The 15,783-nt window shown below is 48.8% G+C and carries 16 protein-coding genes and 1 pseudogene; 7 read left to right on the plus strand and 10 right to left on the minus strand.

Annotation, left to right across the window (positions count from 1 at the left end; all coding sequences use genetic code 11):
• Positions 1–32 precede the first annotated feature (32 nt).
• The gene (locus A7090_RS20545; protein ID WP_000774696.1) at positions 33–1,742 is read left to right on the plus strand and encodes a hypothetical protein; all 1,710 of its coding nucleotides are present in this window, start codon (positions 33–35) and stop codon (positions 1,740–1,742) included.
• Positions 1,735–2,754: a head processing protein gene (locus A7090_RS20550; RefSeq protein WP_105275348.1), complete on the plus strand. Its 1,020-nt coding sequence runs from the start codon at positions 1,735–1,737 to the stop codon at positions 2,752–2,754. Before A7090_RS20545 ends, A7090_RS20550 begins: the two co-directional genes overlap by 8 nt.
• 291 nt (positions 2,755–3,045) lie before the next feature.
• Here A7090_RS20550 and A7090_RS20560 read toward each other — a convergent pair whose 3' ends face one another.
• Positions 3,046–3,603, minus strand: coding sequence for a lysozyme (locus A7090_RS20560; RefSeq protein WP_001345478.1), 558 nt, complete (start codon positions 3,601–3,603; stop codon positions 3,046–3,048).
• A gap of 169 nt (positions 3,604–3,772) precedes the next feature.
• Between A7090_RS20560 and A7090_RS20565 the strand changes: the two genes are divergently transcribed.
• The 3 genes from A7090_RS20565 to A7090_RS20575 all read left to right on the plus strand — a co-directional run bounded on the left by A7090_RS20565 (position 3,773) and on the right by A7090_RS20575 (position 6,339).
• The gene (locus A7090_RS20565) at positions 3,773–4,261 is read left to right on the plus strand and encodes a single-stranded DNA-binding protein (RefSeq protein WP_000068869.1); all 489 of its coding nucleotides are present in this window, start codon (positions 3,773–3,775) and stop codon (positions 4,259–4,261) included.
• Positions 4,262–4,463: 202 nt separating this feature from the next.
• Complete coding sequence (locus A7090_RS20570; protein WP_000126782.1) at positions 4,464–5,252, plus strand: hypothetical protein; 789 nt, start codon at positions 4,464–4,466, stop codon at positions 5,250–5,252.
• Positions 5,245–6,339 (plus strand): hypothetical protein, encoded by a 1,095-nt coding sequence (locus tag A7090_RS20575; RefSeq protein ID WP_023155275.1) that lies wholly within the window; start codon positions 5,245–5,247, stop codon positions 6,337–6,339. The genes A7090_RS20570 and A7090_RS20575 overlap by 8 nt, the downstream gene beginning before the upstream one ends.
• Positions 6,340–6,370: 31 nt before the next feature.
• Here A7090_RS20575 and A7090_RS20580 read toward each other — a convergent pair whose 3' ends face one another.
• From A7090_RS20580 to A7090_RS20625, 9 genes are all read right to left on the minus strand, one after another.
• Positions 6,371–6,682, minus strand: a complete 312-nt coding sequence (locus tag A7090_RS20580; protein ID WP_029487758.1) for a hypothetical protein — start codon at positions 6,680–6,682, stop codon at positions 6,371–6,373.
• Positions 6,672–9,659, minus strand: coding sequence for a hypothetical protein (locus A7090_RS20585; RefSeq protein WP_105275349.1), 2,988 nt, complete (start codon positions 9,657–9,659; stop codon positions 6,672–6,674). Before A7090_RS20585 ends, A7090_RS20580 begins: the two co-directional genes overlap by 11 nt.
• A gap of 12 nt (positions 9,660–9,671) precedes the next feature.
• A complete protein-coding gene (locus tag A7090_RS20590; RefSeq protein ID WP_000175491.1) occupies positions 9,672–10,037 on the minus strand; it encodes a hypothetical protein in 366 nt (121 codons plus the stop codon).
• Positions 10,034–11,953, minus strand: coding sequence for an antirestriction phage head protein DarA (gene darA, locus A7090_RS20595; RefSeq protein ID WP_059332164.1), 1,920 nt, complete (start codon positions 11,951–11,953; stop codon positions 10,034–10,036). The genes A7090_RS20590 and darA overlap by 4 nt, the downstream gene beginning before the upstream one ends.
• 1 nt (position 11,954) lies before the next feature.
• Positions 11,955–12,557: a defense against restriction DarA-related protein gene (locus A7090_RS20600; RefSeq protein WP_001345482.1), complete on the minus strand. Its 603-nt coding sequence runs from the start codon at positions 12,555–12,557 to the stop codon at positions 11,955–11,957.
• On the minus strand, positions 12,544–12,987 hold the full coding sequence (locus A7090_RS20605; protein ID WP_000580776.1) for a hypothetical protein: 444 nt from the start codon (positions 12,985–12,987) through the stop codon (positions 12,544–12,546). The genes A7090_RS20600 and A7090_RS20605 overlap by 14 nt, the downstream gene beginning before the upstream one ends.
• Positions 12,984–13,313: a phage holin family protein gene (locus A7090_RS20610; protein WP_000887652.1), complete on the minus strand. Its 330-nt coding sequence runs from the start codon at positions 13,311–13,313 to the stop codon at positions 12,984–12,986. Before A7090_RS20610 ends, A7090_RS20605 begins: the two co-directional genes overlap by 4 nt.
• A 74-nt stretch (positions 13,314–13,387) precedes the next feature.
• A complete protein-coding gene (locus A7090_RS20615) occupies positions 13,388–13,651 on the minus strand; it encodes a phage holin family protein (protein WP_000145199.1) in 264 nt (87 codons plus the stop codon).
• Positions 13,652–14,086: 435 nt separating this feature from the next.
• Positions 14,087–14,659 carry a recombinase family protein gene (locus A7090_RS20625; protein ID WP_001165547.1) on the minus strand — a complete coding sequence of 191 codons (573 nt, stop codon included), beginning with the start codon at positions 14,657–14,659 and terminating at the stop codon, positions 14,087–14,089.
• A gap of 65 nt (positions 14,660–14,724) precedes the next feature.
• Here A7090_RS20625 and A7090_RS20630 point away from each other — a divergent pair.
• Positions 14,725–15,234, plus strand: a pseudogene (locus A7090_RS20630) (phage tail protein); the annotation flags it as partial.
• A gap of 28 nt (positions 15,235–15,262) precedes the next feature.
• Positions 15,263–15,721, plus strand: a complete 459-nt coding sequence (locus A7090_RS20635; protein WP_001408991.1) for a phage tail protein — start codon at positions 15,263–15,265, stop codon at positions 15,719–15,721.
• Positions 15,722–15,783 lie beyond the last annotated feature (62 nt).

Raw genomic sequence — 15,783 nt, forward strand, 5'->3', positions numbered from 1 at the left:
ACGATGCGAATTATTCTAATTAAGGTGCAATCTTGGCAGACAATAAAATCACGCTATCCTCGGTCAGGAAGGCGCTGGCGGGGGTTTTTAAAGACAACGGAGAACGGGACAACATCCTCCTGTCCGCGCTGGCTGTGCACGGCGGAAGTGGGTATTTGTTTTCTCGCGCAGGGGCACCGGTACAACTGTCCGGCTTCTTAGGCGGCAAACCGGGCGATAGTGGCATGGCTGGCGATGGGCTGGTGGACGGAAGTCGCTTTATCTTTGATGAAGTTCAACTGCCGGAAGACCGCTTGCAACGCTATCCGCTACTCGAAGAGATGGCGGTTTACAGCACGATCGCCACCGCGCTGAACATCCATATTACGCACGCGCTCTCTTTCGATAAGAAGACCGGGCAAACTTTCTCTATCGTGCCGGTACATAACGGAAACGATAGTGACTATGACGCCGCGCAGGCGTTGTGTGACGAGCTGATGAACGACATCGGGCGAACCATCAACAAAGAGGTCGCCGGGTGGGCATTTATCATGTCTGTATTTGGGGTGGCTTATGTCAGGCCATACGCCAAAGAAGGCATAGGGATCACGTCTTTTGAGTGCTCCTATTACACCCTTCCGGGCTTCATCAAAGAGTTCGAGGTCAGCGGCAACCTGGCGGGATTTAGCGGCGATTATCTGAAGGACGCGTCAGGGAAAATGGTTTTCGCCGATCCGTGGGCCATTATCCCTATGAAAATCCCCTACTGGCGGCCTAAGTCAAACCTTATGCCTGTGCACACTGGCCATAAGGCTTACAGCCTGCTGGATAATCCGGAAGAGCGCACACCGATTGAAACCCAGAATTACGGGACCAGCTTGCTCGAATACGCCTACGAGCCGTACATGAATCTGCGTTCGGCGATCCGCTCACTGAAGGCAACGCGTTTTAATGCGTCGAAAATTGACCGAATCATCGGCCTGGCGATGAATAGTCTGGATCCGGTAAAAGCAGCCGATTATTCGCGCACCATTACTCAGACGCTTAAACGAGCAGCTGACCTGATGGAAAAGCGCGCACGCGGCGCGAATAACATGCCTACGGTGACCAATACCCTGCTGCCTATTATGGGCGACGGCAAGGGGCAGATGACTATTGATACTCAGACCATCCAGGCTGACATCAACGGCATTGAAGACATTCTCACCTATATGCGCCAGCTGGCGGCAGCACTTGGCCTCGATTACACCCTCCTGGGGTGGGCAGATCAAATGTCCGGCGGGCTTGGTGAAGGTGGATTCCTGCGCACGGCAATTCAGGCCGCCATGCGCGCCTCATGGATCCAGCAGGGCGTAGAAGAGTTCATTCAGCGGGCTATCGATATTCATCTTGCTTTCAAGTACGGCAAGGTTTACCCGGAAGGTGATCGCCCGTACAAAATCGAATTCCACTCCGTTAATACCGCTCTGCAACAAGAGCACAACGATAACCGCGACTCGCAGGCGAACTACGCCACCATCGTTACGCAAATCCTCGATGCCGTCAGCAATAACAGCGTCCTCGCTAATTCCGATGCATTCAAACGTTACCTGTTCAGCGATGTGCTGGAGATTGACGAAAAAATCTCTGAAGCACTGGTGAACGAACTGAAAGCTAAAAGCGAGGACGACGATCACCTGATGGATTCCATCATCAAAACACCGCCACAGGAACTGGCGCAAATCCTTGAATCGGTCTTTAAAGAGGGAAACGATAATGACTGATGTTTTGAAAACGGTCACTGACCGCTTTTGTCTCTATAGCAATGCTCGAAAAGGTCGCCAGAACGGGCGACAGTATGTATTAAGCGCGGTAAAGACCATGCTTGAAAGCAAGGAAACTCAGGAAGGTTTACGCCTTGGTGAGCTTTTCGGTTATTACGGTCACGGTCGCCGACAGCTTACCGGTAAACTGGAAGTACCAGAAACCAGCGTGATCATGGTGGAAGGTCGCCCGGTCGTAATCGACAATGTTCCAGCGTGCCGAACAGTGGCTATATCTGTTGACGACAACGGCATCGTTACCCATACACAGGAAATTCTTAACACAGAGCCGGGTAAAATTGTCGCCGCGATGATCGAAAGCCGAGCTGGTGGCTGGAGCTGGGCCACTGGCGGGCGCGAGTCCGGGAAAATCGCTGTAACCACCAGCTTCCATGGTGTGGATTATGTGACAACGCCGAACTATATCAGTCTGGATCATCCTGCCAGCGCCGGAATGTTTGAAAGCGCGGATTCTAAATCTTTACTGGCAGAGTCCCTGGCGGCGCATGGGTACTCCGACGAGTCAGTGCAGGCCGTTATATCCCATTACGGCAAAATGGCTGAACTGGAAATGATGGTGGAGGCGACAGAGCGTACGGCAGAACTGGAAACCGCACTACTCGAAAGCCAGGGCCGCCACCTCGAAGCAATGGCCAAGATCGCAAATGCTGAAGCGCGAATCGCTTTGCTGGAGGAAACAGCGGGTATCCGCGACGATGTGCTGGCAGCAATGCAAGACGAACTGGATAACCTCCCGATCTTCGTCTCCGCCGCCCAAAAAGACGCATTCCGCCTCAAAGAACCTGGTGATGCAAAAATCGTTGCCACACTTTTCGAATCTCTGATCAAAGTTGGCGCACGCAACTTGCCTGTCACCAGGAAAATTAAGGAGGTTCCGCAAGCGGCTAACGTCCAGGCACCGCGTGAGACAAGCATCATCACGTTTAATAATTCAATCAATCCGTTTAAATAACCACCAAAAATAACCCCGGCAGCTGCCGGGGTTCTCGTTAACTATTATCGCCTTCGCCTTCGTGCCATATATTTGCGCACCGCGCGGCGTGGACAATCTGAAGCGGTTTCTTTCTGCTGCATCAATCTCGCAGCCATGCTCAAAAATGTCAGGCACAGCCGAAGCCCGGCATACAATAGCGGTTCCAGTGGCCACGTCTCATTGAGCACATATACCGCCATGAAAATCGAGTCAAAAACTATCGCCGCCAGCGATAACTTCATTGTCGAAAGTCGGCGGAGCTGCCGGAGTTTATTCATTGACAAGCCCCGTCAGGCAAAGCTGGCGTTCTTTTTCACGGCGAATCTTTAAACCTCGCAGGGGCACGCCGTTACTGTTCACGAAATCAGGGAGATGGTTACACATATTCACCCATTCCCCTTTCTGCGCCCACTTGTGGATGGACGTTTCTACTCGCATGCCTCGCGCTTTGCTGTAGTAGGTCCGTAAGCTATTGCATCCCATATTGAATGCCGCGCTTGTCATTGCACTGAAGGCATTATCGGGCATGTCTTTGCCCCGGAAGTGCTGATTAATACAGCGTTCAGCGATCAGGATATTCTTTTCCCAATCAGCGGCGATTTGCTGGTCGGTTTTTCGCACACCCGGCGTTACCCCGTGTGTATTACCGATCCCGTCAGTCCATACCCCCGCCGGGCACATGTATGGATCACGTCGGCAACCTTCAGCGTTACCAATCAGCTCAAGCCCCGCCTGGTTGGTTCGCACATTGCCATTACCCATCACGATGGTAATCATCACCGCGATAGCGCAAATTGCACCGCCTCCTGCGGCTGTTTTTCCCTTCATAAAGACCTCATAAGCGAATTTTTTACGCTCCAGGACAAACACTCATTCACAGCCAATACCGACTGACTCGATCCCTTTAGAAGGCACAGGATAATGCAAATCACTTGTTAGCCACGTTTCAAAGATATACATTATTGCTCTAATTAATTTATTTTATTAGGTAAGAAAAGTGGCACAACGCGGTGTAAACAAAGTCATCCTGATTGGTACCCTGGGGCAAGACCCGGAGATCAGGTATATACCAAATGGCGGCGCAGTCGGAAGACTCAGCATCGCAACGAATGAATCATGGCGCGATAAGCAAACGGGCCAACAGAAAGAGCAAACAGAATGGCATAAAGTCGTTTTGTTCGGAAAACTTGCTGAAATTGCGAGTGAGTATTTACGAAAAGGTTCTCAGGTCTACATCGAAGGGAAACTTAAAACCCGTAAGTGGACTGATGACGCCGGTGTAGAACGTTACACGACGGAAATTATCGTCAGCCAGGGCGGCACCATGCAAATGATCGGCACTCGCCGCGACGATTCACAGTCCTCAAATGGCTGGGGGCAGTCAAACCAACCTCAAAACCACCAGCAATACAGCGGTGGCGGCAAACCTCAGAGCAGCGCCAATAACGAACCTCCAATGGACTTTGAAGACGATATTCCGTTTTAGAGTTTATGAGTAAAAAACGACTGAAAGAAAAGCGGTGGTCCAAACGCCAACAAAAGCACGAACTCGCTAAAAAACGCCAAAGTTGGCAATGGCACGCGTTTTTAACGAACAGAACACCACGAGATATTGCTTTCGCTGGTGGGAAAACATTCCTAACCCACCTGAAGACGCAATACATCAGTTTTTAAGCAGAGAAAAGACTATGACAGCACAAAATACTAAAACCATTCAATACCGCCTACGTAATGGCCAGAGTGTCGAAGTGACCATCAATAATGATGGAGTACCTGGCGAAAAGGTTTCTATCTCTGATCTGGCTATCGAAAAAACCATCATGTGCCACCTTGGCTTTACTGAAGAAGTGAGCAAAAAGCATGGTGTAGCAATCTGGAGCGCAATGGATACTGGTATGCGCAAATTCATTACTGCTCGTACCCCAGGGATGACCATGATGGACCTCATGCAGATTGCGCCGCTGTTTGAATGTGAGCCTTTAGATGTATTCAGCAATCCAGCTATCTGCCAGCAGTTATATGGTGAGATGAAACTCGCGGTTACCCCCATTGTGCTGCATGAAGGATCGCTTGCTGGCGTGTGGAAAGTAGAGCGTATTTCAAGCTACATGCCTTTCCATGTCAACGGCGTAATCACTGGTGAAAATCAACCTGTTTCCGTTATAAAGTCAGACCTCAAGCGCGCAATTCTTGAAGCAAGTTGTCGAGTTGTCGGCCTGGGCAAACAGTCTTATGTTTCCTTCCCGGCTGGCCCTGAAGGCCCGGCAGAAATTCTGATTATGGATGCCGATCTGCTATGGCAAATACAGTTTCTGATTGGCAAAAGCATCATCCGCGCTGAAGAACTCGATCAGTACATTACCTGCACGATGACGGATGAAGTCAAAAGTGTGGCTATAGCCAATGCCCGGAACCTATGTCGTGCTGCATTAACAGAACTGCAAGAAAACACCACGGAAGAGGTGGAAAGTGATTAATCGTATACAGAATGAATCTGCCTGGTTAGCACTGATAGAACGGTATAAAGACAATTGGGAACTGGCAGCAAAAGAGTTGCTTGATATTGAGTTAACACCTCATCAAGCAAAAATTATTAACGCGATAAAGAACACCGGAGCCAAAATCACTGCCACCACACCACATGGTATTGGGGAAACCTCTATTGTGGCAGTGATTAGCATCCTGCAAACAATACTGTATTCGTGTTCCCGTACAGTGGTTGTTTCTCCTGCGATTAACGATTGTCGAAAAACAATAATTGACTATATGTTCCGTTATTGGGAGCGAGTTACCCAAAAACACCCTTTTCTTGGCAATTATTTCAGAATACACCCTGACAAAGGGTTGGTGCATATCAGTGAAACATGGGGATGCGTCTATATAACCTATTGTCTGAATAACGAAGAGTCTCTGGCTGGTTTTACTGGACCGCACGATCTTTTCATCGTTATTAACTCGGCGGAAATCAGCGATCGCGCTCATGCAGTGATAACTGGCAATTTAACCAATTATGACTCGCGCCTGCTGTTGCTGTCGAAACCATCGGAACGCGAGAAAGGGTACTTTTATGATTCGCATCACCGGTTGGCCCATAGTAAAAACAATCCTGCTGGTTTTTTCACGGCGATAACTCTAAACACAGAGGATTCACCTCTCGTTTCTGAAGCATATCTTGAATTCAAAGCCAAAGAGTTTGGTGGGCGCAATAGCGATGAATATCGCCGATTGATCTTGGGGAAATTCCCCGGGATTCGGGAGTTGATGGAAAAGTCATCTGTTCCCCGTAATATGCACTTCACAATGACTGACGGTAGTAAATGGGTAGTGCCTACGATCGTGATCGCCAAACACCATGCGAAACATCACGCTCAAAAACACAACTCCAGCACATTAGACTGGCTGAAGGCCTATACAATACCGTTATTCTCGGCAAACCATAACGCTATAACTGAATGGGCTAAACAAATCCCCTGGCAGGATGTGGCTGAAGAGGCATTTGTCGAAAAACCACCAAGAGATATGCACGAGCACTGTTGGCTGACATCAGAAAAGAGTTTCTCGTGAGGTAAAAATCCCGCCAATTGGCGGGATTTCTTCAATATACGATCTGGTCTACATGATCACCAAAATCATCGTCGTCGTCGTCCTCATCGCCACCCTCTACTGCTGGCCAATCAACAAACCAGCCAGCGTAAAGATGCAGCGTTCGGAGAACATCACTTGCGGGAGCATCAAGGGTGTTAACGAATCCCATATAGCTATTGGGATTTGCCCCAGCTATGGCTTCAGCGATCATGTCCTCGGTAATGTCACCGGAGATAATGCTTAAACGCCCGGAAACTTCTTCATTATCATCAAATTCGATAATGGCATCTCCGCCTAATGGCGCTGCGATTTTAATCTGCATTATTTAGCTCCTTTGCCACACCTAATAACAGTTCCAGCAATCCGTCACCATTCATCAGTGATGCGGCAGCGGCCTCTTTGTCATGATACAACTGAAGAGCCATAGAGAATACTTCCGTTGCTGACGTTTTGGAAATAGTCGGTGATTTCTGCCGAATTTTCCCGGTGTTACTTACTGAGGCTGGCGGGTATACCTTCGCCATATAAATATTACTCAATCGAGATCTGAAGCACCATTCAGGCTTGCCACGCCCACCGATATTGACGAAAGATGGCTTATCCCCTTCAACATTGGCCTTCAGGAATGACCGGGCTTTCTCTAACAAACCAGGGTTACTGTACTCAAGATGATGACCCAGCTCGTGCCACAGTGCACTTGCATTTTCATCGTTCAAATTGACAGCAACAACACCATTAAGATTTGCATATGCCCTTCCCTGGTGGTGAACTACCTTTGATAATGTCGATATTTTCCCGCCGGTCAGGCGATAAATATCAGCAAGTTCCTTGCGCAGGTCTATCCCACCATTCTGTCCAGCGCGGACTTCTTCCACTTCTTCTGTGATAAAAGAGTCGGCCCACTCAAGAGCTTTTTCTTCAGATACGGATGAGTTTGCGATCGCACTGTTCATGGCAGATAACACTTTCTCGTGGACCGAACCCATACTTCGCTGATTCATTTGCCAGCGTATCTGCGGGTTATATGAGAATCGCTTAAGTAGTTGGTCAAGCTGCTCAAGTTCTTCTTCACTGACATACTTTTTAGCCTCACCAATAATGCCAGGGAGAATATTGCCGTTAGGATTAAACGCTCGCGAAAGGAAGAGTTTCAGCGCCCCCATGCCCTCCGATGCTTCAATATCACCAATAACCCGGTTAACAATGGCCGCACTCTTCGGATTAGCATCCGCCAACGCTCTGGCTACGATTTGCAGGGACGATACGACCTCACGCTGCATATCAGTCCTGAGCTCATCAATAAACTCTGGCGTTATGCCGTGCTCTTTAAGAATATCCCTGCCTTCCGCCGTTACCCCATCGATATCACCGACATGTTTATTAACACGACTTTGCAATGCCTTAAATGCCTTCAGAATTCCACGGGCATCATCCGCTTTACTAACGGCCTTCCTGAATGCTGGCAAGAAGTCTGAGTTAACCTCATTTTGTTGATCGGCCCACTGAATGGAGGCGTCTTTCATCTCGTCCAGAGTCAGATCACCCAACGCGGTATGGTCTGTGAATATGAGCGACAACCTCTGAACCATTTCTGCCAATGGTGATGCCGAATGCGCCGCGCTAAGGAATGCTTTCACCCTGGTTGGGCGAATGGAAAACCAGTCAATAGCTGGTGGCATATCTCCGTTTTTTATCGCCTGCGCTATCTCGTCAAAGCCATCGCGCCCAAGGGAGGATGCGTGATTTAACAAGCCGCGAAGTAACGAATTGCTGATACCGAATAATCGGCACCATTTTTTCACGTCGGCAACAGGCATTCGAACAAAATGCGCAAGCACTTGTACAAGCTGTTCATCCTGGGGATCTGTGCGGGAAAGCAGCCTGATCAGATGAATAATGTCTTTGATGCCGGATGCCCGATGTAATAGCAAACTGGTATACGGAGCAACACCGTTGTAACTACCGCCGGAAACGGACTCGAAAAGACCGCCGGATATCCCTTGCATGCCTTCGTTTTCCAGTTCCTGAGACACCTGGCGAAGGATATCCTGTAACGACACATCGCCGCCGCCAAACATATCCCCCAGCGCCTGGCCCTGGTGCTGTAACTCATCATTGATACGTTGAGCCATCAACTTAAAGGCGGTGGCCATACGCTTCGCGCTACGGTTATTCGCGACGATGAACAACGCGAGTGCTTTCACTTCCGGGGCCGTTTCGCTGAACATATCCCCCTGAGCAATAACATCGGTAATATGCTGGCCTGACTCCTTCGATTGCCTTACCAGGTCTACCGCATCTTTCAATGCCTCCAGCGCCTTTTTATCGAGGCTATCCGCTGTCTCAATGCCATCAACAATAGTTGTCACAGCCTGCTTGTGCGCTTCTCCTGATAAAGCCTGCATCTGGACAAAATCATTGGCTGCCGCATTAAGCGCCGTCAGAACATTACGCATATCCGGATCAGGTTCTTCTGCAACCATCCTTACCAGGCGCGCATCCTTATATGCCTTGGCAAAGATCGCGTTTTGTATACGGTCTACAAGTTGCCGTGTTGGTCGCCCATCTTCAGTTACAAGGCCAGCCGCCTGTGTAGCACCAACTTGCGTCATAAATCCGCGAATAAACGCGTCATTACTGCGGCTAAGCAGATCTCCGCTTTCTGACGGGTTAAAAAGCGCCATCATCGCCGGTGTTATGCTGTCGGCATCAACAAAAGCTTTTTCACTGGCTGCCATTTCCTGAAGATCAGAAATATTTGAGTCCTTGGCAAACTGAACGCGGTCAACCTTAGTTAACCGGCGGCGCACCAGTACCGGAGCCGTCATTGATTCAACCTTTTCAGGTCGTATGCCGAATTCGGTCGCATGATCAATCAGGTACTCACGATACCGATCCGCAATGCCGTCCTGATAGGCTTTGATGATCCCCATGGTCCGTCCATTACCTGACTCAACGGCATTGTCCTCACCAATTATCGGCGCACCATGGCTGGATAAACCGGAATCAGTAAGCTGAGCTGGCCGCAAATCTTTGGATATCTGGTTAACCTGAAGAAGGCTGGATGCGCGGGTCCGGTCGCGCGGCTGAAGTTCCTGGGGATAGTCAGGATTAATTTTCCCATCCAGAGTATTGGATACCAAAAGAGCTGAGGCATCGACGATATCAAACGCTGTTTTTACCTCGTCTCCCTTCGCTGTCACCACATACGAAACCCGCCCATAATCGGGCAGGTTCTTTAGCAGCTCGATCAGCGTTTCTATGCTGGTGGCCATTACCACCTGATCGCTTAAGCTCATCCCTGTTACGCCTTATGCTGCCTCTTTAATGTTGGCGGCTATCCATGCCGCCGTGTGCTGTTTAACCTGGTCCAGGTCGATGTATGTGCCAACATATTGACTCAAATCCTGCAAGGTACCGATAAATGCATCGGTGCTCTGATCGACGAATTTATCAGCCAGGAAATCAGCAACCAGTTTTGGCACACCATCATGTACCGAAGGTTGTTTTTCCTCGCCACTACTGCCGCCGGACACACCGTACCCCATCTGTTGCATGATCTGGTCAATTTCATCGCTGATATCCAGCAACTCCATGCCACTCGCGGTAGCCGCTTTGGACATCAGAGCATCCAACTTATCGCTGAGATCCATTAACTCAATAGCTGATAGTGTCATGCCGCTACCCCCGCTTTCTGGATTGCTACCAGCAGATCAGCCAGGTGGCGAGCAGCGCCATTAACCAGCTCTTCGTTTTCCTCAAAACGCCCGGCAGCCTGAAGGGCTGCAATCGCTTCCCGGACATTACCCCGGGCGTTACGGATCTCCGCCATGTCAGTGCTTTGCATATCCATCACGTTATTGAGATATTCAATGGCTTTATTAGCCTCTGCATCTGCTTCGCTAACCGTTTCATCAGGCTGTGCCGGGGCAGGTTCTGGCTGAGTAATCTCACCGACTTCGGCCTGCAATGCATTGATCATGCTCTGCACCATTTTCTCGGTGCCAGCGCCCCCCGGAAACGCAATATTGGGGAAAGTTTTTTGAAACTGAGTTTTCAGCATTACGCGGAACTCGTCTGGTGAGCTGGTGGCCAGCTCCAGAGCTTTTTGTGCATATTTGCCAAACGGACCATTAGTAAGTGTCTTCGCCAGGAAGTCGAAAGAATCCTCGCGAGGCAATAACTTCAGGTCGTACTCACTCATTTGCTGATCAGAAAGCGGGGTATCGTAAGTAGCAATGCCGTAGCGTGCATATTCATAATACGGGTCACCTTCATCAGGGCGCGGCAGAATTGCTTTGTTACCTTCAGGTATTGCGCCAGGGGCCGCCGGACGCATTTGCAGGGCATATCGATATGCACCTACAGAGACTTCTGGTTCAGGCGAAGAGCTACCGGTATCCTCCGCTGGTTCAGGTTCGACGTTTTCCGGTTTATGTTCTTCTGGTTGGACCTGGTATTCCGATACATTACCCGCTTTATAGGCTTTAAACAGCTTGCCGATCGCATCTGCCATGTCCACACCCTGTATGGATTTAGCCTTGATCATGTACACGCTGCCATCCGAATCGGTTAACTGGATATACCCTTCGCCGTCCTCAATGAATTGCTTCATTGATGCACCATTACTGAGCGTCACTTCCCCGTTCATATGCATACGATTTTTGATACTGGCAAGGCGATCCATCATCGCGCGAGAGTGTCCACCAGTCATCCCCGCAGGAGCAATGGTATCGCGCCCACCAGTGCGATTGAGCTGATCAATCTCCGTCTGCAAACGCTCATTCTCTTCATAAAGAGAATCCGCTTCCGATGCAACAGCGTTAATTTTCTGCTCCAGATCTGCCTTCTGCCCTTCTACCGCTGCCACCTGATCCACGAGGTCGCTCATGGCATCCTCTTTCTGGTCACTGTCAGCCTGTAGTTGGGTTATTTCATCAACAAGGGCTTTTTTCTTCTTCTGCGCACGCTGGAATTTTGCCGAGTTTTTCTCTGCAAGGTTGGCAAGTTTCATGGTGACCTGCGCCAGCGTCATATCACGTCCACTCATCGGAGCAACGGTATGAGTAACGTCTTTTTTATTCAGTAAGAACTGGAAAGCAATCAGCGTATCGCTATTGGTGATCCGGTTTTCCGCTGTCGGGCTATGAAACAGAATGCTGATAGTCTGACCATCACTGAGCGGAATAATGGCTGGCAGGACTGGCAGCCCGTTAACGTTACGTGCCCGGCCAATTTCAGCGCCGCCGATCGCGCGCGCGCCGCTCTGGGCCACATCCCCCGTTTTATCACTCCCCGCAGATATTCCGGTACCATTCAGCTTCTGGTTCAATGCCCGGACAAATGCCTGCATGGTCCGGTGTAACTGCAAACGAGTAGAACTAATCGCCTCCAGTAAATCCGTAGCACACCAGTGGATCGGCGTGTCATAGAAGAACGTAGCCTCGATTTCTTCCAGGGTGTTGGATTCCGTCATCAGATAGCGGTCCTCACCGGCCATTAATGCGCGATATTCATCATCAGTCACTGGCGGGGGAAGCACGTCAAGCCCAGGCTTGATCGTCACCCCTTTATTGATATTGAACTGTTCCATGTTAATTTCCTGCTTTCAGTTGCTTAAGACGGCGTTTGAGTTCGCCATTTCGGGCCTTTTCGTTATTGAGTCGGCCTGTCTCCTTATCCAGCTTCGCCCGCAAATCAGTGATCTGCTGTTGATTGAAAGACACCGAGTTCTGCGCTGATTTATAAGCGGCAACCACCTGAGCATTCCGCTGTTTTGCCTCTTGCAGGCGCTGAAAGTTGGATTTTACTGCCGGTTTCTTGTCTACCGGATTGGCAACACGTTTCGCTTTGGCGATCAGTGATTTCTGGAATTTTGCGGAGTTTTTGCGGGCCGCTTGCCCCATGACGGTACCAAGCGTCTTGATATCCGGCGACTGAGCGTTAGGAATAGCTTTTCCATTCAGCCTCACAGACGATATATCGCCAGTATCGTTTACCTGTATGGCAAGAATTTGTCCGTCGTTAAGAACCAGCTTTGCGGTTTTAACTTTAACGCCATCTTTCGTTGTTGCGCGGTTGCTGGAGTCAACCTCAATTACCGTAACACCGGTTTTATTGATCGCCGCGATAAGGGATTTCAGCCCCTTTTCATTAACCTGGTCAAAATCGACCGTTGCATACTTATTTTTCGTCATCTGACACATCCTGTGCGAGATTTATTACGTAACTTCTGCGGATTTGCTGAGTAACAGGGAAAATCCGATACAACGGGTTAATGAACGAGTCGCCATGCGTAACCATGACGTTGAAATGCCACAGTCGCTCTCCTTTACCCATATATTCAGTGGGTATGTACAACCATTCACTGTTTTCGCCCTGTTCAGCCGACGTCAAACAACGTTGTTCGCCTTCAATCACTGTCGTCGGCTTCTGAACATCGCGGATCCAATATCTGACCGTTGCGCCGCGCAAAAACGGGAATTTAGACCGGTATTTGAACGGCACCCGGATGAAACCCGGTTTAATTTCCACATCACCAAGTTCTAAATGCGTGATGTCCTTGCGTTTTAGCAAATAGCGATCGGCTAAGGCTAACGCAAGAACGCATACACCCCAGCCAATCATTTCCCGCCTCCCTTTTTCACCAAACTTGTAAGAACATTCAGAATGCTATCGATATTCACTCGTTTCATCCCTGAAATCACCTCATGACCGTTATTGCTGGCTATCGTTACCATTAAGTACGTAATTGATAACTCCCAGCCCTCGTGTTGCCCCAATAGGTACGCCACCGCGCCAGCTGTCACTGCAACAAAGATCTCCGTAACCAATCCCAACAAATTGCCAGACTGGCGACCGTCTCGGACATCCATCAGGAACGTGCCTATCCCACCAATTACTGAAAGCAGGAGCGCAATAGCAACTGGAGCTAATTCCTGTGTGTCAAGCACAAGTTCCCTCCTACGTTGTCAGGAGGTAATGGTATGCAAAGTAACTTCTCAACCGGTTATGTTGCATAAGAGACTTACCTATTCAACCGACTTTTGGAACCTTCAATAATAAGCCTGCTATTGGCGCTGAAAATAAGAACCATGCAGCTCTGAAGGCTTTCATTCATGTCCTTATATTCCGCGAGATACATGCCAATAAAGCCAGCAAGTACGGCGGAAATACATTCGGCCAGCAATTTCTTGCATGAAGACTCGTAACGGTTTTCACATAGCCCACTCAAATACGAATACACCCCACCAAGAAGGGATAACATCACGATATGTACATAAAATGTCATTTTTTACCTATACAACAGTAAGTTGAACAACATTTGAGAACGGTATGCACTTTGTGATTTCCACACACACTGGTTTTGTTAATTAAAACCTGTGGCTTGCAATAAATAACGATAGTGGGCAAAAAATATGCTAATAGGCTATGTACGCATATAGACAAATGAACAAAACACAGCTATGCAGTGAAAAGCACTTGAAAGCGCAGGATGTGAGCTAATTTTTGCGAATAAGGCGAGCAGCAAAAAGGCTGGGCACCCTGGGTTAAAAAAGGTTCTGCGTATGCTTTCCAGAGGTGATACCCTAGTCTCGGACTAGGGACAACATTTCGAGAACAGTTTTCATTAGCGGTCAGCAGGCGCTAGATACATCGAATTGATGTGCCGCGCGATAAATGTACCTATTCTATCAAGATAAATTACACCGACGCGGCATTAGAATTACAGCTCAGATTGAGTTTGGCGCTTCTCTACAGGATGATAACGATAAATCGTCGATACACCGATATCGTAAATAATTGCCAACTGTTTCCTGCTGTAGCCATTTTCGATCAACCTCGCTATTTGCTCATGTTGTTCTTTTGTCAACTTCGGGCGACGTCCGCCAATGCGTCCCTGTTCGCGTGCAGCTGCCAGTCCGGCCAGTGTTCTCTCAACAATTAATTCACGTTCCATTTCTGCTAAAGCACCCATGACATGAAAAAAGAAACGCCCCATGGGTGTTGATGTGTCAATACTGTCTGTCAGACTACGGAAATTAACACCTTTTTCCCGCAACTCCTCTATAAGCGTGATAAGGTGTTTCATACTTCTGCCAAGCCTATCCAGCTTCCAGACAACCAGCGTATCTCCTTCTGATAACGTTCTGAGCAGCTTTTTCAAGCCTGGTCTGGCTGACTTTGTTCCGCTTATTTTATCTTCAAAAATCAGTTCACATCCTGCGCAGTTCAGTGCATTTCTTTGTAAATCTGTGTTTTGGTCATTTGTTGACACACGAATGTAGCCAATTTGCATGAAAAACAACCTCTTTGTTTAGTTAAAAATACATCGTTGGTATAGGTAGGGATTAAGACTAAAACGTTGGTTTAGGGGAAGGCTCGGCGCTGCCCGTTGGTGTGCCTGTTCCGTGGCCCTCCGCCACACCACCAACGGGGTGGCTGAAATGTAACGGAGCAGCATTTTCTTCTGAAAAGTACCCAAATCTGGCAAAGGTTTACCCAACGTTAAAATTACCTGATTTACGCGGTGAGTTTATCCGTGGTTGGGATGATTCGAGAGGGATTGATACAGGGCGTTCATTGCTAAGTGGTCAGACTGCAACATTTATTCGTACAGCTTTGCAGGATTATTACGGTGTCGATCTGACTACTAATGTCAAAGTAGGTATCGCTTATGCTACTGCTGATTCTGTTATAACTGTTGGAAACCCTGCTAATCCTAAAGCAGGAGATAATAGCGATTATGTTCCAGCATCATCAGATAACTCCATAACAGGCACTCAAAGGACGGCAGAGGATAATTTTACCGGGGCATGGATATCAATGCGCCCCCGCAACGTTGCTTTTAATTACATTGTAAGGGCCACATAAAAACGTTGGTTTGGGGGAAGGCTCAGCATTGCCCGTTGGCGTGCCCGTTCCGTGGCCCTTAGAAACACCGCCAACGGGGTGGCTGAAATGTAACGGAGCAGCATTTTCTTCTGAAATGTATCCCAAACTGGCAAAGGCCTACCCCACCAATAAATTACCGGATTTACGGGGAGAATTTATTCGCGGCTGGGATGATGGGCGCGGGGTGGATGCGGGACGTGCTTTATTGAGCATTCAGACAGGAATGCTGGAAAAGCACCGACATATTGTTGTAGCCAATGATGGTTACGACACAAAAGATGAATGGGAGCTGGCGACAATTTTCAAAAAAACATACACACAAGGACGGGGGCTTGATGCCTCAAATACAGGAGGGAATTTGATTCCATCACCGACACTTCATTCTCGAGGGAGTATTGGTAATACTGGCGGGAGTGAAACCCGTCCACGAAATATCGCATTTAATTACATCGTAAGGGCGGCATAAAAACGTTGGTTTAGGGGAAGGCTCGGCGCTGCCCGTTGGTGTACCTATTCCATGGCCCTCCG

The organism is Escherichia sp. MOD1-EC7003, from assembly GCF_002965065.1.
GTDB lineage: Bacteria > Pseudomonadota > Gammaproteobacteria > Enterobacterales > Enterobacteriaceae > Escherichia.

What these genes read in the sequence shown, in the direction of transcription:
- A7090_RS20550 (WP_105275348.1), top strand. Translation starts at nt 1,735, where the DNA reads ATGACTGATGTTTTGAAAACGGTCACTGACCGCTTTTGTCTCTATAGC.
- A7090_RS20560 (WP_001345478.1), bottom strand. Translation starts at nt 3,603, where the DNA reads ATGAAGGGAAAAACAGCCGCAGGAGGCGGTGCAATTTGCGCTATCGCG.
- A7090_RS20570 (WP_000126782.1), top strand. Translation starts at nt 4,464, where the DNA reads ATGACAGCACAAAATACTAAAACCATTCAATACCGCCTACGTAATGGC.
- A7090_RS20580 (WP_029487758.1), bottom strand. Translation starts at nt 6,682, where the DNA reads ATGCAGATTAAAATCGCAGCGCCATTAGGCGGAGATGCCATTATCGAA.
- A7090_RS20585 (WP_105275349.1), bottom strand. Translation starts at nt 9,659, where the DNA reads ATGAGCTTAAGCGATCAGGTGGTAATGGCCACCAGCATAGAAACGCTG.
- A7090_RS20590 (WP_000175491.1), bottom strand. Translation starts at nt 10,037, where the DNA reads ATGACACTATCAGCTATTGAGTTAATGGATCTCAGCGATAAGTTGGAT.
- darA (WP_059332164.1), bottom strand. Translation starts at nt 11,953, where the DNA reads ATGGAACAGTTCAATATCAATAAAGGGGTGACGATCAAGCCTGGGCTT.
- A7090_RS20600 (WP_001345482.1), bottom strand. Translation starts at nt 12,557, where the DNA reads ATGACGAAAAATAAGTATGCAACGGTCGATTTTGACCAGGTTAATGAA.
- A7090_RS20605 (WP_000580776.1), bottom strand. Translation starts at nt 12,987, where the DNA reads ATGATTGGCTGGGGTGTATGCGTTCTTGCGTTAGCCTTAGCCGATCGC.
- A7090_RS20615 (WP_000145199.1), bottom strand. Translation starts at nt 13,651, where the DNA reads ATGACATTTTATGTACATATCGTGATGTTATCCCTTCTTGGTGGGGTG.
- A7090_RS20625 (WP_001165547.1), bottom strand. Translation starts at nt 14,659, where the DNA reads ATGCAAATTGGCTACATTCGTGTGTCAACAAATGACCAAAACACAGAT.